Source organism: Amycolatopsis sp. WAC 04197 (assembly GCF_003947475.1).
GTDB classification, from domain to species: domain Bacteria; phylum Actinomycetota; class Actinomycetes; order Mycobacteriales; family Pseudonocardiaceae; genus Amycolatopsis; species Amycolatopsis japonica.
On sequence record NZ_QHJK01000003.1, the window covers coordinates 461,709 to 483,529 of the forward strand.

The following is a 21,821-nucleotide window of genomic DNA, read 5'->3' on the forward strand; positions in this document are numbered from 1 at the left end:
ATCGACCAAAAAAGGCACCACATGACCGCGGCACCGCACCTCCCCAGCCTCCTCGCGCAACGCGCCGCAGCCGCCTTGCGCGGCGACACCACGGAGCGCCCCACGCCGCTCTCCCCCGCGCAAGCCCGGCTGTGGTTCCTCGCCCGCTTCGAACCCGACGGGCACGCCTACAACATCCCCGTCACCCTCGAACTCACCGGGCCCGTCGACACCACCGCGCTCCTCGCCGCCGTCCGCGACGTCGCGCGGCGACACGTCGTCCTCCGCAGCGTCCATCGGGAGATCGACGGCGAACCCCGCGCCGTTCCCCGGTCCGCCGATGACGTCCCAGTGTCTACTGTGGACGTCCTCGGTACGGAAGCCGACCGGCCGTTCGCACTCGCCGACGAGCCGCCCATGCGGGCCACGCTCTTCCAGGCCGCGGAAGACCGTCACCTGCTGGAACTGACGTTCCACCACATCGCCATGGACGCCGCCTCGCTCGACGTCGTACTCGATGACCTCGCCGCCTGCTATGCCGCCCGACTCGGCCTCCGTCCCGCGCCCGAGCAGCCGGACCGCCAGTACGCGGACTTCACGCCCTCCCAGCCGCATGAGGACGATCTCGCCTGGTGGTGCCGGCAGCTCGCCGGGACCGGGGTGCTGGAACTGCCCGTCGACCGGCCGCGTCCCGTGGTCGCCTCCGGCGAAGGTGCCGAGGTGCCCGTCGAGATCCCGCCGGCGCTCACCGACCGGATCCAGGACGTCGCCAGGGAGACCGGCTGCACGCCCTTCGCCGTCCTGCTCGCCTGCTGGCAGGCACTGCTCGGACGTCTCGCGGGCACAGACGACGTCGCGGTCGGCGTCCCGGAATCGGGACGGCGGCAGCCCGGGTCGGAACGGGTCGTCGGCTGTTTCGTCGACACCCTCGTGCTGCGCACCGATCTCTCCGGCGTCACCACCGGCCGCAGCCTGCTCTCCGCCGTCCGCGACACCGTGCTCGACGCCTTCTCGCACCCGGACGTGCCCTTCGAGCGCATCGTCGAACGGCTCGCGCCCAAGCGGAGCCTCGACGCCTCGCCGATCTTCCAGGTCATGCTCAACGTCCTCGACGACCCGCCGGGCACGCCCGAGTGGCCAGGGCTCGACGCGCGGGTGCTCCCGGCGCCGGTGCGCGGCGTCAAATTCGATCTGAATCTCGCACTGTCCCGAGTGGACGGTGCCTACCGCGGTGGGCTGTCCTTCCGCACGGACCTGTTCGACACCGGCACGGCCGAACGGATCGCCCGGTGGTTCGTCGCGCTCCTCGACGGCGTCACGGCCGACCTCGACCGGCCGGTCGCCGGCGTCCCCTTCGAAACGGTGACCGGTCCCGTGCTCGCCGGGCCCGCACCGGAGACCAGCGAGTACCCGCCGGTGCACGTGCTCATCGAGCGGACCGCCGACCGCGTCCCGGACGCCGTCGCGGTGGTCGGCGCGACCGGTTCGCTCACCTACCGGCAGCTCGACGAGCGGGCCAACCGGCTCGCGCACCGGCTCCGCGAACTGGGCGTGACCGCCGACGAACCGGTCGGGATGTTGCTGGAGCAGGGCACCGACGTCGCGGTCGCGGTGCTCGGCATCATGAAGGCGGGCGGGGCGTACCTGCCGATGGACACCACCTACCCGCCGTCGCGCGTGGCCGCCATCCTCGGCACCGCGAAGGCCCGGATCCTGCTCGTCCAGCCAGGTCTGAACGTCACCATTCCCGATGCCACCGCCCTGACAGTGGACGAGGCCGTCGCGGGGCAGCCCGCCACGCGGCCGGACGTCGCGGTGGCCGGCCACGACCTGATCCACGTGATCTTCACGTCCGGTTCGACCGGCGCGCCGAAAGGGGTCGCGGTCGAGCATCGCAACGTCGCGCACTACCTGTCGGGGATGCTGCCCCGGCTCGGCGACGTGGAGGGCGCGTCGTTCGCAGTGGTCTCCACGCCTGCGGCCGACTTCGGCCTGACCTGCGTGTACGGCGCGCTGACCACCGGCGGCACCGTCCATCTGGTCGAGCGAGACACCGCGATGGATCCGGAATCCTTTGCCCGCTACCTGGCGGAGCATCCGGTCGACGTGCTCAAGTGCGTGCCCAGTCACCTGGAACTCCTGGCGCGTCACGGAGATCTGGCTTCGGTGCTGCCGCGCGCGTTGCTCATCCTGGCGGGCGAGGCCTGCCCGTGGTCACTGGTCGAACGTGCCGAAGCGGCCAGGCCCGGGCTGCGCGTGCAGAGCCACTACGGGCACACCGAAAGCACGATGATCTCGATGACCTGCGACGTGGCCGCCATCCCCGGCCACGAGCGCCACGGCTACGTACCGCTCGGCACCCCGTTGCCCGGCGTGGTCGGCTACCTCGTCGACCGCACCGGTGCGGTGGTGCCTCCCGGGATGACCGGCGAGCTGGTGATCGGCGGTCCGCAGATCACGCGTGGCTATCTCGGTGACGACACCCAGACCGCCGACCGGTTCCGGCCGGACCCGCTCGGCGCGGGGGTCCGGTGCTTCCGCAGCGGGGATCTGCTGCGTGTGCGCGCCGATGGCACCGTGCAGTTCCGCGGCCGGGCCGACGACCAGGTGAAGGTCCGCGGCAACCGGGTCGAGCTCGGCGAGGTCACCGCGGCACTACGGGACGTCGACGGCGTCGCCGAGGCCGTGGTGCTGCCGGTCGGTGACGGCCTCGACCGGCGTCTGGCCGCTTGGCTCGTCGGGCCGGGGCTCGACGTGGCGACCGTGCGCCGGACACTGCGGGAACGGCTGCCGGACTACATGGTTCCCGCGTCCCTGACCGTTCTGGATCGCTTGCCGCTCAACGCGAACGGCAAGATCGACCGCGCCGCGCTCCCTCAGGCCTCCGCACCGGCCCCGGCCGTGCGCCGCCCGGTCGCCACCCCGGCGGAACGGCTGGTCGCCCGAGTCTGGACGGAGGTCCTCGACCGATCCGACGTCGGCGCGGACGACGACTTCTTCGCCGTGGGCGGCCATTCGTTCGCCGCGGTCCGGGTCGCCGGACGGCTCGGTGAGGCGCTGCACCGGGAGGTGTCGGTACGGACGCTGTTCGAGTACCCGGTGCTCGCGGACCTTGCCGTGGTACTGGAGGCCGACACCGGCGGAGTGTCCGGCGGCGCGCCGATCCCCGTGCGCCCCGATCCCGAGGCCCCGGCGCCGCTGTCCTCCGCGCAGGCCCGGCTGTGGTTCCTCGATCTGCTGGAACCCGGATCCGCCTACAACAGGGACATCGTGCTGCGCCTGCGCGGCGAACTGGACACCGACGCCCTGGCCCGCGCGGTGCGTGAGGTCGCGGCCAGGCACGTGGTGCTGCGCAGCGTGATCGAAGACCGCGACGGCACCCCGATGGCGGTCCCGCTGCCGTCAGACGCGATCGAACTGTCCATTGTGGATACAGATGACGTCGTCGCCGCGTATCGGGCCGAGGTGGAACGACCCTTCGCGCTCGACCGTGAGCCACCATGGCGGGCGAAGCTCTTCCGCGTCGCCGACGACGACCACGTCCTGGCGATCACGATCCACCACATCGCCACCGACAACTGGTCGCGGGGCATCATCGGCACCGACCTCGCGGACGCCTACAGCGGCCGGGCGCAGAAGCCGGTTCCCGTGCAGTACGCGGATTACGCGGCCTGGCAGGCCACGCGGCAACGTCCGGAAGACCTCGACTGGTGGTGCGAACGTCTCGCCGGGCTTCCACCCCTGCTCACGCTGCCCACCGACCGGCCGCGGCCGCCGGTGGCCGCCTGGTCCGGCGGGCACGTCCGCTACACGCTCCCCGCCGGTCTCACCGCGACGCTCCGCCGTCTCGCCGGCGAGACGGGCACGACCCCGTTCATGGTGCTGCTCGCCGGCTGGCAGGTCCTGCTCGGCAGGCTCGCGGGCGCAGACGACGTCGCCATCGGTGTGCCGGAGGCCGGACGCCATCACTCGGGCGTCGAAGCCACGGTCGGCTGCTTCGTCAACACGCTCGTGCTGCGTACCGATCTGGGTGGCGACCCGACCGTGCGCGAACTCCTCGGCCGGGTCCGGGAGACCGTGCTCGGCGCGTTCGCGCACGCGGAAACGCCGCTGGAAGCGATCATCGAGCGGCTCAGACCGGATCGCACGATGTCCGCGACGCCGCTGTTCCAGGTGCTGCTCAACGTCCTCGACCAGCCCGCGCCGGAACCGGTCATCCCCGGTCTCGACGTCACGCCGCTGCCCTCGGCCACCGAACGCGTGAAATTCGACCTCAGCATGGCGCTGGTCAACGACGGTGACACCTACTCGGGTGAACTCGCCTACCGGACCGATCTGTTCGACGCCTCGACCGCCGAACGGATCGTCGCGGACTTCCGGGACCTGCTCGAAGTCCTTCTGTCCGATGTGGACGCCACGGTCGGCGTCACGGTCGTCCCCGGCGAAACGGTCGTCCCCGCCGCGGCGAAGCGAGGAGGCGGCGTCCCGGCGACACCGTCCGAACAGCGGGTCGCCCAGGTGTGGGCGCAGGTGCTCGACGTGCCCGAGGTCGGCGTCGACGACGACTTCTTCGCGCTCGGCGGGCATTCGTTCACCGCGGTACGCGCGGTGCGGTTGCTCGACGAGCGGTTGCGCGTCATCGACCTGTTCCTGCGCCCGACCGTCCGCGAACTGGCCGCCTACCTCGACGCGGGCGAGGAGACCGGCGGCATGCTCCACCGTCTTTCCCCGGCGCGGGCGGGCGCGGCGGCGGTGACGTTGATCTGCGTGCCGTACGGCGGCGCCTCGGCCGCGGTCTTCCAGCCCCTGGCCAACGAACTGGACGGCGTCGACGTCCGTGCGGTCGAACTGCCCGGCCACGACGTCGCCCGCCCAGACGAGGAGTTCGGCACGATCGACGAGATCGTGGCCGCCCTCGCGGACGAGATCGGCCGGACGGTCACCGGGCCCGTCGCGGTGTACGGGCACTGCGTCGGCTCGGCGGTCGCCACGGCGCTGGCCGCTCGGCTGGAGGCCGACGGCCGGACCGTCCTGGGCGTGGTCGTCGCGGGCAGCTTCCCGGCCGCCTGCCTGCCGGGCCGTCTCTCCGCCTGGCTGCAGCGGAAGTTCCCGCGCGAGCGGTGGGTGTCCGACCGGCTCTACCGCGACACGCTCCGCGCGGGCGGCGGCCTTCTCGACGACATGGACGAGAAGGCGAGCACCGCGATGCTGCGGGGCCTGCGGCACGACGCCGCGCAGGCGCAGGCCTGGTTCGGCCGCGAACTCGGCACCGAAACCAGGCTGTCCGCGCCGATCCTGTGCGTGGTCGGGGCGAGCGACCCGGCGACCGAGCTGTACCGGGAACGGCACCGGGAATGGGGAGCCTTCGCCGACCGCGTCGATCTCGCCGTCCTCCCGAAGGCGGGCCACTACTTCCTTCGCCACCAGGCCGCGGAGGTCGCCGACGTCCTGCGGACGCGGCTCACCCAGTGGGCCGCCGGGGAACTGCCGCCGCGGGTGGACGACGTCCCGGTGGCCGCCGGCCGCCGCGGGTTGCGGGCGTTCTACACCGTCGCCGGTGGCCAGGCGATGTCGATGATCGGCAACGAACTCAGCTCGTTCGCACTCGGTGTCTGGGCCTACCAACGCAGCGGGCGGGTGTTCGACCTCGCGCTCGTGGTGCTCCTGGCCCGGCTGCCGAGCATGCTGCTGACCCCGGTCGGCGGCGCGCTGGCCGACCGGTTCGACCGCCGCCGGATCATGCTGGCCTGTGATCTGGTGAGTGGTGCGGCGATGGTCGCGCTCGCCGTCCTCGTCGCGCTCGGGCGGCTGGACCTGCCGACGGTCTGCGTGATCGTCGGGGTGACGTCGCTGGCGTCGGCGTTCCACCGGCCCGCGTACCTCGCCGCGATCGCCCAGCTGGTGCCGAAGCCGTACCTGCCGCAGGCGAACGCGCTGGCCGACATCGGGATCGGGCTCGGCACCGTGCTCGGCCCGATCCTCGGCGGTGTCCTCATGGGACTGTCCGGCCTGACGTCGGTCGTCGTGGTCGACGCCGCGACCTTCGCCGTCGGCGTGGTGACGCTCCTGGCCGTGCGCTTCCCCGACCGGCTCTTCTTCACCCGCCAGGAACCGTTCCGCAAGGCGCTCACCGGCGGTTTCCTGTTCGTGCTGCGCCGCAAACCCCTGCTGGCGATGGTCGGCTATTTCGCCGTGGTCAACTACTTCACCGCGCTGATGTGGGTGGTCATCACGCCGCTGGTGCTGTCGATCGGGACACCCGGCGAGCTCGGGTTCGTCAGTGCCGCCGGTGGTGTCGGTGCCGCGGTGGGAGCCGTGGTGGTGATCTGGTGGGGCGGAACGAAACGCCGGGCCACCGGGATGATCGGGTTCGTCATCGGCTCGGGTCTCGGGGTGCTGCTGATGGGGGTCTGGCCCTCGGCGCTGGTCATCGCGGCGGGCCTGTTCGTCCGGCTGGCCTGTATGAGCATCGGCAACGCGCACTGGCTGTCGATCATCCAGACGAAGGTCGGCCAGCATCTGCAGGGCCGGGTGCTCGCGATCAACGTCATGCTGGCCACGGCCATGTCGCCGCTCGGGTTCCTCACCGCCGGCGCGCTGTCCGACTGGTTCGGCCCGCTCGCCCGCGGGTTCGGCGCGCTGGATCCGGTCACGGCCAACGATGCCCACGCCGGGGTCGCCGCGCTGATGGTGTTCTCCGGGATCGTCCTGGTCGTCTGGGGTGTGCTCGGGCTGCGGTACCGGCGGCTGCGGGACATCGAGGATCTCCTGCCGGACGCCGCCCCGCCCACCGAGGTCGACGCCGACCTCGACCGTGTCCAGGCGCTGGCCGACCGGGCGGTGGCCCGATGACGCGCCTGGTGACCGGGGACGACGTCGCGCGGGCGGCCGAACGGATCCGGTACTCCGTGCGCCGCACCCCCGTACTCGGGCCGGTCGACGGGCTGTGGATCAAACCGGAGAACCGGCAGCGGACCGGTTCGTTCAAGGTCCGCGGGGCGCTCAACGCGGTCGCCGGGCTGACCGGCCACGTCCTGGCCCAGTCGTCCGGCAACCACGGCCGCGCGGTCGCTTACGCCGCGGCACGCCAAGGAGTGAAGGCCACGGTGGTGCTGCCCGAAACGGCGCCCGCGTTGAAGGTCGACGCGGTCCGCGCGCTCGGCGCCGAGGTGGTCGTCGTGCCACCGGGCGAACGGGAATCCGCGACGGCCGAACTGCTGGCCCGCACCGGCGCCACCCTGATCACGTCGGCCGATTTCGCGGTGATCGCCGGCCACGGCACGGTCGGCGCGGAGATCGTCACGGATCTGCCGAACGCGGGCACGGTCCTGGTCCCGGTCTGCAACGGTGGCCTGCTCGCGGGCGTCGCCGTCGCGGTCAAGGCGTACTCGCCGGGCACGCGGGTCGTCGGCGTGGAGCCCGAACTCGCCGCCGACGCCGCCGACTCGTTCCGCACCGGCCGCCTGACGCGCTGGCCGGTCTCGCGGACCTACCGGACGATCGCCGACGGCTTGCGTGCCCCGGTGCTCGGCGAGCTGGCGTGGGAGCACGTCAAGACGCTCGTGGACGACGTCGTCACGGTCGACGAGGAAAGCATCGTCGCCGCGCAGGCGTTCTTGTTCGACCGGTTCGGCGTGGTCGCCGAGCCGAGCGGTGCGGTGGCGACCGCCGCCCATCTGACCGGGCGCGCCGGGCCGCAGGGAAGGGCGACGGTCGCCGTCGTCTCCGGCGGGAACGTCGCCGCGCCACCACTGGGGGCAAGGAGAGAGCAGGTGTCCGTTGAGCACGGCTGAAATCGGCGGTGTGCTCGCCACGATCGGGAACACTCCCTTGGTCGCCCTGGACCGGGTCGTCCCACTGGCGGGTTCCCGGGTGTTCGCGAAACTGGAGAAGTTCAACCCGGGCGGCAGCGTGAAGGACCGGACCGCGCTGAACATGCTGCGCGGCGAGATCGGCTCCGGCAGGCTCGTGCCGGGGAGATCGGTGGTCGTCGAGTCCACATCGGGCAACCTCGGTGTCGGCCTCGCCCAGATGTGCGCGTACTTCGGGCTCGACCTGGTGTGCGTGGTCGACACCCGTACGACCGCGCAGACCCTCGCGCTGCTGCGGGCCTACGGTGCCACGGTCGAGGTCGTCACCGCCCCGCTGGACGGCGACCTGCTCGGCGCCCGGATCGCCCGGGTGCGGGAGCTCCTCGCGCTGCTGCCGGACGCGTTCTGGCCCGATCAGTACGCGAATCCGCTCAACCCGGCCGCGCACGAGCACACGATGCGCGAGATCGCGGACGCGCTCGACGGCCGCGTCGACTATCTGTTCTGCGCGGTCAGCACCGGCGGCACGATGCGCGGCTGCGCCGACCACATCCGGCGGGAAGGGCTGAGCACGAAGCTGATCGCGGTCGACGCCGCGGGCAGCGCGATCTTCCACGTGCCGACCGAGGAACGCCGGATCCCCGGCCACGGCGCCGGACGGCGGCCGCCGCTGGTCGACACGTCCGCGGTGGCCGAGGTCGTGCACGTGACCGATCTCGAATGCGTGCGGGCCTGCCGGACGCTCGTCGCGCGCGAAGCCATCCTCGCGGGCGGTTCCTCCGGCGCGACCGTGGCCGCGCTCGCGAAGCTGCGCGACCGCATCCCGCCCGGCTCCCGCTGCGTGCTCGTCTTCCCCGACGACGGCAACCGCTATCTCGACACCATCTACTCCGACGCGTGGGTCCGCGGTCACTTCGGCGAAGTACCCGACGTGACCGCCCGCGCCCTGGCCACCATCTCCTGAGGAGCCTTCTCTTGCGTCACCTCATCTCACTCGACGACCTGACCGACGACGATCTCCGCGCCATCGTCCGCCGGGCGGTCGAGCTGGCGGAACGACCGCGCGCGACTTATTCCACTTTGGACGGTGCGGTCGTCGGCATCCACTTCCGCAAGACCTCCACCCGCACGCGTACCGCGTTCTCCGCGGGCGCGCTGCGGCTGGGCGCCCGGATCATCGCGTACGGTCCGAACGATCTGCAGACCAACACCGGGGAGTCGATCGAGGACACCGGACGGGTGCTGTCGTCGATGCTGGACTTCCTGGTGGCGCGCACCGCGGCCGATCCGGCGGAGCTGCGGGCCATCGCGGCGCAGGACCGGATGGCGGTCGTCAACGCGATGAGCGCCGACGAGCATCCGACCCAGGCGCTGGCGGATCTGACGACGATCGTCCAGCGTTTCGGCCGCGTCGATGGCATCCGCATGCTGTACGTCGGCGAGGGCAACAACACCGCGGCGGCTTTGGCGCTGGCGCTCAGCCGGTTCCCCGGGACCGAACTGCACCTTCGCACCCCGCCGGGCTACGGCGTCGACCCGGACGTCCTCGAGCGCGCGGGCAAGCACGCCGCCCGGCATGGTTCGTCCCTTGTGGAGCGACACGACGTCCACGATCTGCCCGGCGGCGTCGACATCGTCTACACCACCCGTTGGCAGACCACGGGAACCGCCAAACCGGACCCTGATTGGCGCACGGTGTTCGCGCCGTTCCAGGTGACCGCGGATCTGTGGCGGACCAGCCCGGACGCGGTGTTCCTGCACGACCTGCCCGCGCACCGGGGCGAGGAGGTCACGGCCGACGTGCTCGACGGGCCGCGGTCCATCGCCTTCGCCCAGGCGGAGAACAAGCTGTACAGCGCGATGGCCGCGCTCGAGTGGTGTGGCGGGGAGGACCTGGCATGAGCTGGTTCGACGTGGCCGACAGCGGCCTGTCCGGTGCGGGCGAGGTGACGATGCTGTCCCGCGAAGAGGTCCGCAAGTGCCTGACGAACCTCGACCCGGTCGACGTCGTCCGTGAAACACTGGCCGACCACGACCGCGGCGTCGGTCTCCTGCCTGCCGAGGCGTACTTGCGCTGGGAGAACTCTCAAGGCGCCTACACCCGGTCGATCGGGATGCCGGGCGCGGTGCGGTCGTCGTACGGCATGAAGATCATCAATGCCAGCGTGTCGAACCCTGCCAGCGGGCTGGAACGCGCGGGCGGGATCGGCCTGTGCTTCGACGCGGAGACCGCCCGTATCACCACGATCATGGAGGCCGGTCTGCTGAGCGCGGTCCGGACGGCGGCCGTGAGCGCGGTAGGGGTGGACGCGCTGGGCTACGGCGGCGCGGTTTCGCTGGCCGTCGTCGGCTGCGGCGCGCAGGGCCGGATGCACGCGGCGCTGCTCGCCGAACGGCTGCCGTCACTGCGGAAGGTCACGCTGTACGACCGGTCCCCGGAGGCCGCGCGGGCCTTGGCCGCCATCCTGCCGGGGATCTCGGTGCAGGTCTGCCCGACCGCACGGGAAGCGGTGTCCGCGGCCGAGATCGCCGTGTTCACGACCACGATGGACGTGGGTTACGTCGAGCCGGACTGGGCGTCGCCGAGCGCGTTGCTGATCAACGTCTCCCTCGGCGACCTGACGGACGCGGCGTTCCGCGACGCGGCTGCGGTGTACGTCGACGACGTGGACCTGGTCGCCGACAACCCGCGCCGGCCGCTGGGCCGTCTGATGGCGGAAGGCATGTTCGGGCGCCCGGGTTCCGCCGGGTCCGCACGCCCTCTCGACGGCACGCTGGGCGGAATCCTCACGGGACGGCACAGTGCGGACGGGGTCGCGTCGCCGTATGTGGTGCTGAACCCGTTCGGCATGGGAGTCCTCGACGTCGCGCTGTACGCGGCGGTCTCCGCGCAGGCCCGGGCGGAAGGGCTCGGTACCGTTGTCCACCTCGGCTGAGGACACGGGGGAAGCCATGAGTGAGCGGCTGTCCGAACCACTCCACGGTGTGCGCGGTGCCGCGCTGCTCGTACGGTTCCTCCTCGAACTCGCCCTGCTGACCGGTGCGGCGGCCGTCGCCTGGCGGCTGGGGCCGGACGGATGGCGGTGGGTGGCCATGGTCCTCGCACCGCTCGCCGTCGCGGTGTTCTGGGGCCTGTTCCTGGCCGAGAAGGCACGCGTCGTGCTGGCTGAGCCGATCCGGTTCGTCCTGGAAACGGCGCTGTTTCTCGGAGTCGGAGCCGGGTTGATCGCCGTCGGGCTGACCTGGCCCGCCGTCGTCGGCGTCGCGTTGTGGGCCGCCGACCGGATTATCCTCGCCGTCACCAAGAACGGGTGAACAGGAGCGGGTATGACCGACGATGTGGCCGGCCGGGTGATCAAGGCCGAGCAGGACCGGATCCGATGTCTCCTCGACGTGGATCGCGACACCTACGACCGCTTGCACGCCGAGGAGTACCGGTTGTGCAACCCCACCGGCACCGTGTGGACGAAGGCCGAGTACCTGGATCTGCTCACCACCGGGCGGGTCGTCTACCGGGAACTGAGGCTGGTCGGTGACGTGGACGCCATCGTCGGCACCGACGTCGTCGTCCTCCGCTACCGGTGCGTCATCGAACTCACCGTCGATGGCGCGGACATCCCGCCGCACGAGGCCTGGCACAGCGACGTGTACACCGATGCCGGTGGCACGTGGCGTTGTGTCTGGTCGCAGGCCACCGGCATCATGGATCTCCCTTGAGACCCGAAGAACTCAGGCCTTGAAGGTGCTTTCAAGGAGTGCGAGCAGCCGCTCCCAATGGCGCCGCGATCCGGCGGCGTCGAAGGCATCGGTGTCGGACATGGTGTAGCCGTGGACGGTGCCGGGGTAGATCTCGCAGCTGTAGTCGACTCCGGCGGCGTCGAACGCGTGGCTGATCTCGGTGATCGCCTCGGGTGTCATGTCGCCCTCGGCGAGGCCGAGGTGGACTTTCGCGGCGAGGCCAGGGATCTGTCGATGGGGACTGTCGGGTTGGTCGGTGACGAGGGCGCCGGGGTGGAATCCGGCGACGGCGGCGACTCGGTCGGGGTGGGCCGTCGCGGTGCGCATCGCGAGAACCGCGCCCATGCAGTAACCGATCGCGGCGACGGGTCCGGCGCCGACCTCGGGCCGAGCGGTGAGGAAGTCGAGGTAGGCGCCGGCGTCGCTGAGGGCGCGTTCGGTGGTGTGCGCCTCGATGAGCGGCATGATCTGGCCGAACAGCGCGGGTCGGTGCTCGGCGGTGATGTGGTCGGGAAGGTCGAACACCGGCGCCGGGCGGTGCCGGTAAAAGACATTGGGAACCAGGACGTAGTAGCCGTGGTCGGCCAGTTCGCGGGCCATGTCCCACAGGACGGGGCGTGGCCCGAACGCGTCCGGGTACAGGAGGACACCCGGATGCGTTCCGCCTGCCTCGGGGTAGGCGGCGAAGGCGTCGGACCGGCCGTCGGGCGTGGGGATGTTCAGCGTGGTGGCGGGAATGGCGGTGCTCGCTTTCTCGTCGGCGTACCCCGAACGTAGACGATCAAGCCCGGCTCAGGCGCAGCCGATCGGCCAGCCCGGCGGAGGTGAACGCGGCCACCAGCTCGTCGCGGCCTTCGGTGAAATGGTTCCAGCTGTCGATGTGCACGGGGACGACCGTGCGGGCGCCGAGGATGCGCGTCGCCTCGGCGGCGAGCTCGCTGTCGAGGACGAGCAGGGCGCCGTCGAAGACCGGCTTCAGACGCGGGGCCCCAGCGAAGAGCACGGCGGTGTCGACCGGCCCGAATCGTTCCGCGACCTGCCGGACGACGTCGAGTGAGGCGTTGTCGCCGCTGACGTAGACCGTCGGCAGGCCATCGCCGGTGAGCACGAAGCCGACGACGTCACCGCTGACCTTGTCCGCCGAAGGTCCGTGGACCGCGGGTGCGGCGGTCACGGTCACGACTCCCCCACCCGGCCGGTCCAGTTCGACGGTCTCCCAGTTCTCCAGCCCTTTCGCGGTGCCGCCCAGCCTTCCCGCCCCGCTGGCCGTGGTGAGCGTCAGCGGTACGTCGGCGAGCAGTTTCCGGCCGGAGTGGTCGAGGTTGTCCGGGTGCTCGTCGTGGGAGAGCAGGACGGCGTCGAGGTGGCCGAGGTCCGCGGGGTTCGCCGCCGACGGCGCCGTCTTGGTGAGGCCGGGTCTGCCGTTGGGCCTCGGGTAGTAGCCGGGCTCGTCGAAGGTCGGGTCGGTCAGGAACCGCAGACCGCCGTACTCGATCAGGGCGGTCGGCCCGCCGAAGACCTGGACGGAGAGCTGGTCGCTGATCTGGTTCATCATCCACCTCACGGATAGGTACTGTTCTTTCCGTGAGTGACCCTATCCAGTTGTCACGGAATACCGCAACTATTTCCGTGAGAGTTTCTCATGGATGAAGTCAGCGCCTACCATGAGAACGTGGACGACACCGCTGCCCTTCCTCCTGCCCCGGGCGCCGAGCAGTACGTCGCGCTGGCGCTCGCCAACACCACGATCGCCCTGCCCGGCGGCCAGTTCACCGATTTGCTCGGCACTCCGGCCGCCGCGACGGACTGGCTCGCCGAACGGGGCCTCGCCCCGGTCGACGCCGGTCTTCAAGAGCTGTGCGCCGGCCTGCTCCGCTCGTTGCGTGAACAGGTGCGGATCCTGCTCGCGTCGCGCGCCTGTTCGGATCCGGCTCCGCAGAGCGCCCTCAACGCCGTCAACGAGGCGCTGAGCAAGGCGCCCACCGCTGAACTCCTGCGCTGGGACCCGGCACGGGGGCTGTACCGCACCGCGTCGCATCCGATCACCCAGATCGTCGAGCACGCGTTGGCGACCCTCGCCGCCAACGCCGCGGATCTGCTGACCGGGCCGGACGCGGAGCGGATCGCGGCCTGCGGTTCCCCGCCGTGCACGCGGTTCTTCCTGCGCAACGGACGACGCCAGTGGTGTTCCGTGCGCTGCGGCGACCGGGCCCGCGCCGCCCGCGCGTACGCCAGGCGCTCGCAACCGGCGGCGTCGGCTCAGCGGTAGGACGCGAAGCGCTCCAGCAACGGCTTCGGGGAGTCTTCGGCGAAGCACAGGACGAGGCTTTCGGCAGACTCCGCCGCCGACGCCTCACTACGCGGGAACAGTTCCGTCTCGTAGGCCTTCAGTGCGGCTTCGACGTCGCCGGGATGCGCGACGAGAGCGAGGCCGAGTTCGGCGCCGTCGAGCATCGCGAGGTTGGCGCCTTCGCCGGCGAACGGCGACATCAGGTGGGCGGCGTCCCCGATGAGGGTGACGCCGGGTACCCGATCCCAGCGGTGACCGATGGGCAGCGCGTGGATCAGCCGAGGGACCAGTTCGCCGTCGGCGTCGGTGATCAGCGCGCGCAGAGCGGGGTCCCAGCCGTCGAAGTGGTCCAGCACGGCGGCCTTCGCGGCAACGGTGTCGCTGAAATCGATGGTGGAGATCCAGTCCTCGGCGATCTTGAGCGCGATGTACACGTGGAGGCTGCCGGTGCTGTCGTGATGACCCAGAAGTCCTTTGCCCGCACCGAGTGCGAAGAACATGCCGTCGCCGGCGAGCGCGGCGCTCGCGGGGTGACGTTCCTTGGCGTCGTGGAGGTGGATGTCGACGAAGGAGATGCCTTCGTAGGCCGGTTCGGCGTCGGAGAGCAGGCGGCGGACCTTGGACCACGCGCCGTCGGCACCGATCAGCAGGTCCGTGGTGAACGATGTGCCGTCGGCCAGGGTCACCTCGTGCCTGCCGTCGCCGAGTGGCCGTGCGCCGGTGCTTTTGGCTCCCCAGCGCACCGTGTCCTCGGGCAGGGAGCCGAGCAGCAGGTCGCGGAGGTCGCCTCGGGCGACTTCGGGGCGGCCGCCGTCTCCGTCGTCGGTCTCGTCGAGGCGCACGACCGCGTGCCGGTCGAGGATGCGCATGGCCTCGCCGCCGGTGTGCACCAGCGTGCGGAACTCGTCGTGGAGACCGGCGGCGCGCAACGCGGCCTGTCCGGAATCCTCGTGGATGTCGAGCATGCCGCCCTGTGTGCGGGCGGACGGTGACGCGTCGAGGTCGAAGACCGCGGCCTCGATGCCGTTGACGTGCAGGACGCGGGCCAGGGTGAGTCCGCCGAGGCCGGCGCCGATGATCGCGATGGGGTGGTGTGTGGTCATGTCGGGTTCCTTTCCGGCGGCAGGCCGGTGTGCGTGATTCCGGTGATCAGCACCCGCAGTCCCCACGACATCCGCTGCTCGGGCCGTCCGGTGAGCAGGTCGGCCGCGTGGGCGGCGATCTGGGGGTGGGTCGTCTCGTCGGCGTCCCGCACGGCGCGGGCCAGTGCGTCCCAGTCGTCCGGCGAGTCCTGCTCGGCGTGCTCGGCCGCGGTCGATGTCGCGTACTGCAGGAGGATGTCGATCCCCCAGGCGCGCCGCTCGGCGGGCACGTCGCCCTCGGCGAGCAGGGCGAGCAGGTTCTCGACCAGGCCGAGGTAGTTCTCGCCGCTCGGGCGGGCCACCAGTGCGGACAGGGCGAGACCGGGATATTCCAGCAGCGTCGTGGTGTAGGCCGTGAGCAGCCGTTCGAGCCGGTCACGCCAGGAGCCTTCGGCCGACGGTGGGGTGATGGTGCCGAGGAGTTCGTCCAGGATCGCCGCGTGCAGTTCCGCGGTGTTGCGGACGTAGACGTAGAGCGAGGCCGCGCCGGTGTCCAGTTCCTGCGCCAGGCGGCGCATCGTGACCTTGCGCAGGCCTTCCTCGCGCAGGATCGCCACCGCGGCGGCGACGATGCCGTCGCGGGTCAGCGCGGGTTTGGCCGGTCGTTCCCGGCGGCTCTTCGCAGGTGCCATGTCTCCATGCTAACGAACATGTTCGTCACGAACAAGTTCGTCGCTGGTCACAGCGGTGTACTGCTGCCTCTAACGGGGGTTTGTCCGTCCACCGCGGACTGAAAACGACAACGGCAGAGAGATCGACTCTCCCTGCCACTTCTAACGTATAACGCACCTGGGGGCTTGCGGCAAGACCCCGGTCATGCCGCAGAATCCCCCGCCGGACAACACGAGCTCGACAATCGGGGGAACTCTTGATCGACGTGATCATCGCCGGCGGCGGACCGACCGGCATGATGCTGGGCGCCGAACTGCGGCTGCACGGCGTGCGGGTCGTCGTCCTGGAAAAGGATCTGGAACAGTCCAAGGTCGTCCGTTCGATGGGCCTGCATGCGCGCAGTATCGAGGTGATGGATCAGCGCGGCCTGCTGGAGCGCTTCCTCGAACACGGCAAGAAGTATCCGGTCGGCGGCTCCTTCGCGGGCATCATCAAGCCGGCGCCGGTGCTGGACAGCGCGCACGCCTACATCCTCGGCATTCCCCAGACCGTCACCGACCGCCTGCTCATCGAGCACGCCGCCGAGGTCGGCGTCGACATCCGGCGCGGCTGCGAAGTGATCGGCTTGACACAGGACGAGGACGGCGTGGACGTCGAACTGGCCGACGGGACGAGGCTGCGGTCGCGCTACCTCGTCGGCTGCGACGGCGGCCGCAGCACGGTGCGCAAGCTCCTCGGGATCGACTTCCCCGGCGAGCCCGCCACCGCGGAGACACTGCTCGGCGAGATGGAACTGACCGAGGACTGGGAAACGGTGCTCGCCGTGATGACCGAGGTCCGCAAGACCCAGCTGCGGTTCGGTCTCTCCCCCATCGGCGACGGGGTGTACCGGGTCGGCGTGCCCGCCGAAGGCCTCGCCGAGGACCCGCGGATCCCGCCGACCTTCGACGAGATCAAACGACAGCTCAAAGCGGTGGCCGGAAGCGACTTCGGCGTGCACTCGCCGCGCTGGCTCTCCCGCTTCGGCGACGCGACGCGGCTGGCCGAGCGCTACCGGGTGGGACGCGCGTTCCTGGCGGGCGACGCGGCGCACATCCACCCGCCGGTCGGCGGGCAGGGGCTGAACCTCGGCGTGCAGGACGCGTTCAACCTCGGCTGGAAACTCGCGGGCGCGGTCAACGGCTGGGCGCCGGACGACCTGCTGGACACCTACCACACCGAACGTCATCCCGTTGCCGCCGCGGTCTTGGACAACACCCGCGCGCAGATGCAGCTGATGTCGCTTGATCCAGGTTCGCAGGCGGTCCGGCGGCTGCTGGCGGAACTGATGGACTTCGAGGACGTCAGCCGGTATCTGACCGAGAAGATCACCGCGACCGCGATCCGCTACGACTTCGGCGAGGGACACGAACTGCTCGGCCGTCGCATGCGCGATCTGGAGCTCAAACAGGGCCATCTCTACGGCCTGACCCGCGGCGGCCGCGGCCTGCTGCTCGACCAGACCGGCTCGCTCTCGGTGCGGGGCTGGGCGGATCGGGTCGACCACGTCGTCGACACCAGCGAGGAACTCGAGGTACCGGCGGCACTGCTGCGCCCGGACGGACACGTGGCCTGGGTGGGCGAAGACCAGGACGAGCTGGCCGGGGCGTTGCGCCGGTGGTTCGGAGAGGGCGAAGTCCTCTAGCGCGCCCCGTCCGGCGGTTATTGGCTGGTGGCGTTCCGAATCCGACGCCACGACAGGAGTTGATGACCATGGCCGGACGGGTCGTGCATTTCGAGATTCCGTTCGAGGACGGCGAACGCGCACGCGGCTTCTACCGGGAGGTCTTCGGCTGGAAGGCCGACACGATGCCCGGGATGGACTACACGATGGTCGCTTCGGGGCCGACCGCCGAGACCGGGATGCCCTCGGAGCCGGGCTACATCAACGGCGGCATGCTGGCGAAGGAGTTCAGCCCCGCGTCGGGCCCGGTGATCGTGCTCGACGTCGACAGCGTCGACGACACGCTCGCGATCATCGAGAAGCAGGGCGGCTCCACGCTCGTCGGCCGGACCGCGGTCGGCGACATGGGTTTCTCCGCGTACTTCAAGGACACGGAAGGCAACGTCATGGGGCTCTGGGAGACCGCGTGAGCCCGGGGGCCCGTGGCCGATACGGTCACGGGCCCTGCGGCCCGCGATAGGGCAATGTCTGGTTGTAGACGATGTTGGTGTTCGTGCTCCCGAACAGCGCGAGCTCGTTGACGATCTCCTCCAGCCGCCCCATCGACGGGGCCGCGATCTTCAACGAATAGCAGTCGTCACCGGTCGTGCGGAGGCATTCGAGGATTTCGGTCCGCTCGGCCAGGAGCTTGTGCAACGGCGCGTGCTTGCTGCCCGGATACTTCAACCGCACCACCGCCAGCACCACGTACCCGGCCTTTTCCAGGTCGACCTCGGCGCGATAACCGGTGATCACCCCGGCCGACTCCAGCCGCTTGACCCGTTCCGTCGTCGCCGACGCGCTCAAGCTGACCCGCTTCCCCAGTTCGGTGAGCGGAAGGCGTCCGTCCTTCTGGAGCTCCACCAGGATCGCCCAGTCCGTCGCGTCGAGAGTCTCGGCCATCCAGCGAGAATACCGGCAGATCCACGGCGGAGGCCGCGATACACCGGGAAAGATCCCTTCCCGGGTTTCCGCCTCGTCGATAGCCTTGACCTGTGCGAATAGGTGTCAACGTCCCGAACTTCGGCCCGGGGACCGACCCCGGGATCCTCCGCGGCTGGGCCACCACGGTCGAAGGCCTCGGCTACGACCTGCTCATGGTGTCCGACCACGTCGCCATCACCCCCGACGTCGCCGAGCAGTACCCGGCGCCGTTCTACGAACCGTTCACGACGCTGTCGTGGCTCGCCGGCGTGACGACCCGGATCCGGCTGGGCACCACCGTGCTCATCGTCCCGTACCGGCATCCGCTGCTGATCGCCCGCATGGCCGCGAATCTGAACCAGCTCAGCGGCGGACGGCTCGTGCTCGGCGTCGCGTCCGGCTGGGCACGTCAGGAGTTCGAGGCACTCGACGTCCCGTTCGAGAAACGGGGACGGCTGACCGACGATCATCTCGACGCCGTGCGGAAAGCCTGGGCCGACGACGCCGACTACCGCGCCGGCGACATCCCGATCTGGGTCGGCGGCAACAGTGACGCCGGCATCCGCCGCGCCGTCCGGATCGGGGACGCCTGGCATCCGCTGCGGGCCACCCTCCCCTGGCTCACCGAAGCGCTCACCCGGGTCAAGGCCATCGCAGACGCGCACGACCGGCCGGTCCCCGCGTTCACGCCGCGGATCCTGCTGAACGTCACCGAACACCCGGTCACCACACCCGATCGCGCGGCCGGGGAAGGCACGATCGAGCAGATCGTCGACGACCTCGACCGGCTTCGCCACCTCGGCGCCGAGACGGTCGTACTCGACCCGTTCTCCGGTGACCCCGACGAGACCCTCCGCCCGGAAGCCGCCTGGCAGGCGCTGGCGACCGTGGCCGCACACTGGGAACTGGGCCGCTACCGAACCGAACAGGACCGACCATGACCGACGAAGACGAGAAGTTCCTCCGCCGCGCCATCGAGCTCGCCGCGAAGTCCCGCGCCGACGGCGATCCGCCCTTCGGCTCGCTGCTCGTCGGCCCCGACGGGACGGTGCTGGCCGAGGACCACAACACCACGGTGTCGCAATCGGACATCAGCCTGCACCCGGAGCTGAAACTCGCCGTGTGGGCCGCGCGCGAACTCGAACCCGCCGTCGCCGCGGCGACCACGATGTACACCAGCTGCCAGCCGTGCGGGATGTGCCAGGGCGCCATCGAACGCTCCGGCCTGGGTCGCGTCGTGTTCGCCCTTTCCGGCGAACAGGTCACCGCACTCAAACCGCCGGCCACGGCGCCGCCGGTTCGGCTGGAGGGTCCGGCGTTGTACGACGAGGCCCGCGTCCCGGTCGAGGGCTACTACACCTAAAGCCGGGCGGTTAGGGCCAAGGCTGTCTTAGGTACCCACTGAATGTGGGTGGCCGTTGGCCGCAGGTCCGTGAAGGCCTCCTTGCCTACCCTGAAGGTAGGCAAGGATGCCTTCACGGACTACACGATCGCCACCGCAGCCACAGTGGCACCACCAGCCCCAGTCACAGCAGCGGCGCGCGAAGGCGACGCACCTCGTGAGTGTTTTGGGTCGTTAGAACGACCCAAAACACTCACGACCCCATCGCCCGCCATTGGCGTGACCGTCAAAGCCGAGCCGAACCCAGCTGCGACCTCGTCGCCCCGATCACCACACCGTCCACCCGCGCGAGCCAGCTCCCGCACAGACACCGGACGTACTCCAGCCTCCCCTGGGAGACCCGCTGGGACGTCGTCGCGCTTCCAGGCAGTTCAGCCAGCGGCCAGCCGCACCGCGGGCACTTGTTCGCTTCCATACCCCGATCGTGCTGTAATGAGTCAATGCACTTCAACCCTTACGGCGGGGCGGCCGCGCAGATCGCCGCCGAGCTGGTCAACCTGGGCGACGCCGCCGACCTGGCCACGCTCACCGCGATCTTCAAGGACCGCATGACCGTCTCCGCCGTAAAGGACCACGAAGCGACCGAAATCGTCGCCTGGACCAGGCGACTCCGACGAGTCTTCGAAGCCGATCCCGACACCCGCGTCGACCTGGTCAACGCCCTGCTCCACGACTCCGCGTCCAAGCCCTACATCTCCACCCACGACGGCAAAGCACCCCACCTGCACTACGTCGACGCACAGGCCGGCACCGCACCCCGGGTCCGGGCCTACACCGCCGGCGGACTCGCACACCTCGTCTGCGACGCCCCGGACCGCTTCGGCGTCTGCTCACGCGAAGGCTGCGACACCGTCTACGTCGACGTCTCCCGCAACGGCCGCCGCCGGTTCTGCTCGACCCGCTGCGCCACCAGGGTCCACGTCGCCGACCACCGCACGCGGCAGGCAAGCTAGATCGCGTACCGCCACGCCGTCAGCGCGTGCGCCGAGAACCACGCCCCCAGCACCACCCACGCCACCGCGGCCGCCACCGCCGTCACCGTCCGCCGCTTCGACAACCCGATCGCGATCGGCACCAGCACCGGGAAAGCGGGCAGGATGAACCGGATCTTCGCGTCCGGCAGCCCCCGCGTGCCGATCGCCAGCAACAGCACCCCGGCCCCGTAGAGCGTCAACGGCCACGGCACCCGGATGAACGCCGCCACCAGCACCAACGCCACCGCTCCCAACAGCAGCAACACCGTCAGCGTGCTGAACACCGACTCGTCACCGGTCAACCGCGCCAGCACCGAATCCGCGGTCTCCGCACCGAAGTCGAACTCGGTGTTCCATCCCCGCAACTCGATGTCCTGCCAACCGGTCCAACTCCCCGTCCGGTACGCGACGAACCCCAGATACCCCGCCACCCCGATCGGAGCGATCACCGCACCCGCGAGCGCCCACCAGCGCTTCTCGCCACGCCGGAAGACCTCGATCAACGCCGCCACGACCACCACCGCGACCAGCACCACCGCCGTCGACCGCGACAACCCGGCCCCGAAAGCGCACAAGCCGGCCAGCAACCAACGCCGTTCCAGCACACCCACCAGCGCCCATACGGCGAGCGCGCAGAACACGGCCTCCGTGTAAGCCATCGAGAACACGATCGCCATCGGCGCACCGGCCCACAACGCCACCAGCAGCAACCCGGTCCGGTCACCCCGATCCGGCGACACCGACCGCCCGATCCGGATCAACCCGCACGCCAGCACCAACCCGGCCAGCACCGACACCGTCAGCGCCGCCGTCACGACATCGGGCCCGAGCCACATCACCGCACCGACGAGCTTTGGATACAACGGGAAGAACGCCATCGGCGCGTCCGGATACGGCTGCCGCGCCGCGTCCAGCGTCCCCGGCAGATCCGCGTACCCGTGCACGGCCAGCCGGAGATACCACTGCCCGTCCCACGCCGTCAGCCGATCGGTCAACGTCGCACCGCGCCGGGCGGCCAGCAGATCGAGCAACCGGACACTCGCCGTGCGGATCACGAGATACAGCAGGATCGCCCTCGGATAAGGCGACCGCGCCAGTCTGTCGAGGACTCTCTCGAACACACGCGCCGGACGTCCCTGCCGGGACGCCTCCTCGGGGGCAGCGGGCTGATCAAGGTCGTCGACTTCTCGGAGCACGATCAGAGTGTCCACAATGTGAAGTCAGCTCGCCGTTCGATCACGAAGATT

Annotated in this window: 20 protein-coding genes; 13 read left to right on the forward strand and 7 right to left on the reverse strand. The window is 70.4% G+C overall.

Annotation, left to right across the window (positions count from 1 at the left end):
- The first annotated feature begins 21 nt into the window (after positions 1-21).
- From DMC64_RS15090 to DMC64_RS15120, 7 genes are read left to right on the forward strand one after another with little or no spacing between them, the layout of a single operon-like run.
- A complete protein-coding gene (locus DMC64_RS15090; protein ID WP_233629665.1) occupies positions 22-6,831 on the forward strand; it encodes a non-ribosomal peptide synthetase/MFS transporter in 6,810 nt (2,269 codons plus the stop codon).
- Positions 6,828-7,772, forward strand: a complete 945-nt coding sequence (locus DMC64_RS15095; RefSeq protein WP_125734029.1) for a threonine/serine dehydratase — start codon at positions 6,828-6,830, stop codon at positions 7,770-7,772. The genes DMC64_RS15090 and DMC64_RS15095 overlap by 4 nt, the downstream gene beginning before the upstream one ends.
- Positions 7,759-8,754 carry a 2,3-diaminopropionate biosynthesis protein SbnA gene (gene sbnA / locus DMC64_RS15100; protein WP_038513562.1) on the forward strand — a complete coding sequence of 332 codons (996 nt, stop codon included), beginning with the start codon at positions 7,759-7,761 and terminating at the stop codon, positions 8,752-8,754. Before DMC64_RS15095 ends, sbnA begins: the two co-directional genes overlap by 14 nt.
- 11 nt (positions 8,755-8,765) lie before the next feature.
- A complete protein-coding gene (locus DMC64_RS15105) occupies positions 8,766-9,692 on the forward strand; it encodes an ornithine carbamoyltransferase (protein ID WP_125734030.1) in 927 nt (308 codons plus the stop codon).
- Positions 9,689-10,726 (forward strand): ornithine cyclodeaminase family protein, encoded by a 1,038-nt coding sequence (locus DMC64_RS15110; protein WP_125734031.1) that lies wholly within the window; start codon positions 9,689-9,691, stop codon positions 10,724-10,726. The genes DMC64_RS15105 and DMC64_RS15110 overlap by 4 nt, the downstream gene beginning before the upstream one ends.
- A gap of 16 nt (positions 10,727-10,742) precedes the next feature.
- Entirely contained in the window at positions 10,743-11,105 is a 363-nt protein-coding gene (locus tag DMC64_RS15115; RefSeq protein ID WP_125734032.1) for a YrdB family protein, read from the forward strand.
- Positions 11,106-11,117: 12 nt separating this feature from the next.
- On the forward strand, positions 11,118-11,507 hold the full coding sequence (locus DMC64_RS15120) for a nuclear transport factor 2 family protein (protein ID WP_125734033.1): 390 nt from the start codon (positions 11,118-11,120) through the stop codon (positions 11,505-11,507).
- A 12-nt stretch (positions 11,508-11,519) separates the two neighbouring features.
- Here DMC64_RS15120 and DMC64_RS15125 read toward each other — a convergent pair whose 3' ends face one another.
- Together DMC64_RS15125 and DMC64_RS15130 are read right to left on the reverse strand one after the other, a co-directional pair.
- Entirely contained in the window at positions 11,520-12,266 is a 747-nt protein-coding gene (locus DMC64_RS15125) for a dienelactone hydrolase family protein (protein WP_125734034.1), read from the reverse strand.
- 43 nt (positions 12,267-12,309) lie between these two features.
- On the reverse strand, positions 12,310-13,080 hold the full coding sequence (locus tag DMC64_RS15130; RefSeq protein WP_125734035.1) for an MBL fold metallo-hydrolase: 771 nt from the start codon (positions 13,078-13,080) through the stop codon (positions 12,310-12,312).
- 90 nt (positions 13,081-13,170) lie between these two features.
- On the opposite strand from DMC64_RS15130, the gene DMC64_RS15135 reads away from it, so the two are divergent.
- Positions 13,171-13,797: an ABATE domain-containing protein gene (locus DMC64_RS15135; protein ID WP_125734036.1), complete on the forward strand. Its 627-nt coding sequence runs from the start codon at positions 13,171-13,173 to the stop codon at positions 13,795-13,797.
- Here the strand turns inward: DMC64_RS15135 and DMC64_RS15140 are convergent.
- Entirely contained in the window at positions 13,788-14,921 is a 1,134-nt protein-coding gene (locus DMC64_RS15140; RefSeq protein ID WP_125734037.1) for an NAD(P)/FAD-dependent oxidoreductase, read from the reverse strand. The two genes, DMC64_RS15135 and DMC64_RS15140, sit on opposite strands and share 10 nt — an antisense overlap.
- A complete protein-coding gene (locus DMC64_RS15145) occupies positions 14,918-15,592 on the reverse strand; it encodes a TetR/AcrR family transcriptional regulator (RefSeq protein ID WP_125734038.1) in 675 nt (224 codons plus the stop codon). The genes DMC64_RS15140 and DMC64_RS15145 overlap by 4 nt, the downstream gene beginning before the upstream one ends.
- A 236-nt stretch (positions 15,593-15,828) precedes the next feature.
- Here DMC64_RS15145 and rox point away from each other — a divergent pair, with 236 nt between their 5' ends.
- Both rox and DMC64_RS15155 read left to right on the forward strand, forming a co-directional pair.
- Positions 15,829-17,256, forward strand: a complete 1,428-nt coding sequence (rox, locus tag DMC64_RS15150) for a rifampin monooxygenase (protein WP_125734039.1) — start codon at positions 15,829-15,831, stop codon at positions 17,254-17,256.
- 68 nt (positions 17,257-17,324) lie between these two features.
- Entirely contained in the window at positions 17,325-17,705 is a 381-nt protein-coding gene (locus tag DMC64_RS15155) for a VOC family protein (RefSeq protein ID WP_125734040.1), read from the forward strand.
- A 25-nt stretch (positions 17,706-17,730) separates the two neighbouring features.
- Here the strand turns inward: DMC64_RS15155 and DMC64_RS15160 are convergent, their stop codons facing one another.
- Positions 17,731-18,177, reverse strand: a complete 447-nt coding sequence (locus DMC64_RS15160) for an Lrp/AsnC family transcriptional regulator (RefSeq protein WP_007034427.1) — start codon at positions 18,175-18,177, stop codon at positions 17,731-17,733.
- 92 nt (positions 18,178-18,269) lie between these two features.
- Here DMC64_RS15160 and DMC64_RS15165 point away from each other — a divergent pair, with 92 nt between their 5' ends.
- Positions 18,270-19,139 (forward strand): LLM class flavin-dependent oxidoreductase, encoded by an 870-nt coding sequence (locus DMC64_RS15165; RefSeq protein ID WP_125734041.1) that lies wholly within the window; start codon positions 18,270-18,272, stop codon positions 19,137-19,139.
- Positions 19,136-19,561 carry a nucleoside deaminase gene (locus DMC64_RS15170; protein WP_037337862.1) on the forward strand — a complete coding sequence of 142 codons (426 nt, stop codon included), beginning with the start codon at positions 19,136-19,138 and terminating at the stop codon, positions 19,559-19,561. Before DMC64_RS15165 ends, DMC64_RS15170 begins: the two co-directional genes overlap by 4 nt.
- Positions 19,562-19,826: 265 nt before the next feature.
- On the opposite strand, the gene DMC64_RS15175 is transcribed toward DMC64_RS15170, so the two are convergent.
- A complete protein-coding gene (locus DMC64_RS15175; RefSeq protein WP_037337860.1) occupies positions 19,827-20,015 on the reverse strand; it encodes a hypothetical protein in 189 nt (62 codons plus the stop codon).
- A 25-nt stretch (positions 20,016-20,040) separates the two neighbouring features.
- Here DMC64_RS15175 and DMC64_RS15180 point away from each other — a divergent pair, with 25 nt between their 5' ends.
- The gene (locus tag DMC64_RS15180; protein ID WP_125734042.1) at positions 20,041-20,553 is read left to right on the forward strand and encodes a CGNR zinc finger domain-containing protein; all 513 of its coding nucleotides are present in this window, start codon (positions 20,041-20,043) and stop codon (positions 20,551-20,553) included.
- Here the strand turns inward: DMC64_RS15180 and DMC64_RS15185 are convergent.
- Positions 20,550-21,770, reverse strand: coding sequence for a hypothetical protein (locus DMC64_RS15185; RefSeq protein WP_233629666.1), 1,221 nt, complete (start codon positions 21,768-21,770; stop codon positions 20,550-20,552). The two genes, DMC64_RS15180 and DMC64_RS15185, sit on opposite strands and share 4 nt — an antisense overlap.
- Positions 21,771-21,821 lie beyond the last annotated feature (51 nt).

Excerpts from the sequence above, each read along its gene's own strand:
- DMC64_RS15090 (WP_233629665.1), top strand. The coding sequence starts at position 22 with ATGACCGCGGCACCGCACCTCCCCAGCCTCCTCGCGCAACGCGCCGCA.
- DMC64_RS15095 (WP_125734029.1), top strand. The coding sequence starts at position 6,828 with ATGACGCGCCTGGTGACCGGGGACGACGTCGCGCGGGCGGCCGAACGG.
- DMC64_RS15110 (WP_125734031.1), top strand. The coding sequence starts at position 9,689 with ATGAGCTGGTTCGACGTGGCCGACAGCGGCCTGTCCGGTGCGGGCGAG.
- DMC64_RS15115 (WP_125734032.1), top strand. The coding sequence starts at position 10,743 with ATGAGTGAGCGGCTGTCCGAACCACTCCACGGTGTGCGCGGTGCCGCG.
- DMC64_RS15120 (WP_125734033.1), top strand. The coding sequence starts at position 11,118 with ATGACCGACGATGTGGCCGGCCGGGTGATCAAGGCCGAGCAGGACCGG.
- DMC64_RS15130 (WP_125734035.1), bottom strand. The coding sequence starts at position 13,080 with ATGAACCAGATCAGCGACCAGCTCTCCGTCCAGGTCTTCGGCGGGCCG.
- DMC64_RS15135 (WP_125734036.1), top strand. The coding sequence starts at position 13,171 with ATGGATGAAGTCAGCGCCTACCATGAGAACGTGGACGACACCGCTGCC.
- DMC64_RS15140 (WP_125734037.1), bottom strand. The coding sequence starts at position 14,921 with ATGACCACACACCACCCCATCGCGATCATCGGCGCCGGCCTCGGCGGA.
- DMC64_RS15145 (WP_125734038.1), bottom strand. The coding sequence starts at position 15,592 with ATGGCACCTGCGAAGAGCCGCCGGGAACGACCGGCCAAACCCGCGCTG.
- DMC64_RS15155 (WP_125734040.1), top strand. The coding sequence starts at position 17,325 with ATGGCCGGACGGGTCGTGCATTTCGAGATTCCGTTCGAGGACGGCGAA.
- DMC64_RS15160 (WP_007034427.1), bottom strand. The coding sequence starts at position 18,177 with ATGGCCGAGACTCTCGACGCGACGGACTGGGCGATCCTGGTGGAGCTC.
- DMC64_RS15170 (WP_037337862.1), top strand. The coding sequence starts at position 19,136 with ATGACCGACGAAGACGAGAAGTTCCTCCGCCGCGCCATCGAGCTCGCC.
- DMC64_RS15175 (WP_037337860.1), bottom strand. The coding sequence starts at position 20,015 with ATGGAAGCGAACAAGTGCCCGCGGTGCGGCTGGCCGCTGGCTGAACTG.
- DMC64_RS15180 (WP_125734042.1), top strand. The coding sequence starts at position 20,041 with ATGCACTTCAACCCTTACGGCGGGGCGGCCGCGCAGATCGCCGCCGAG.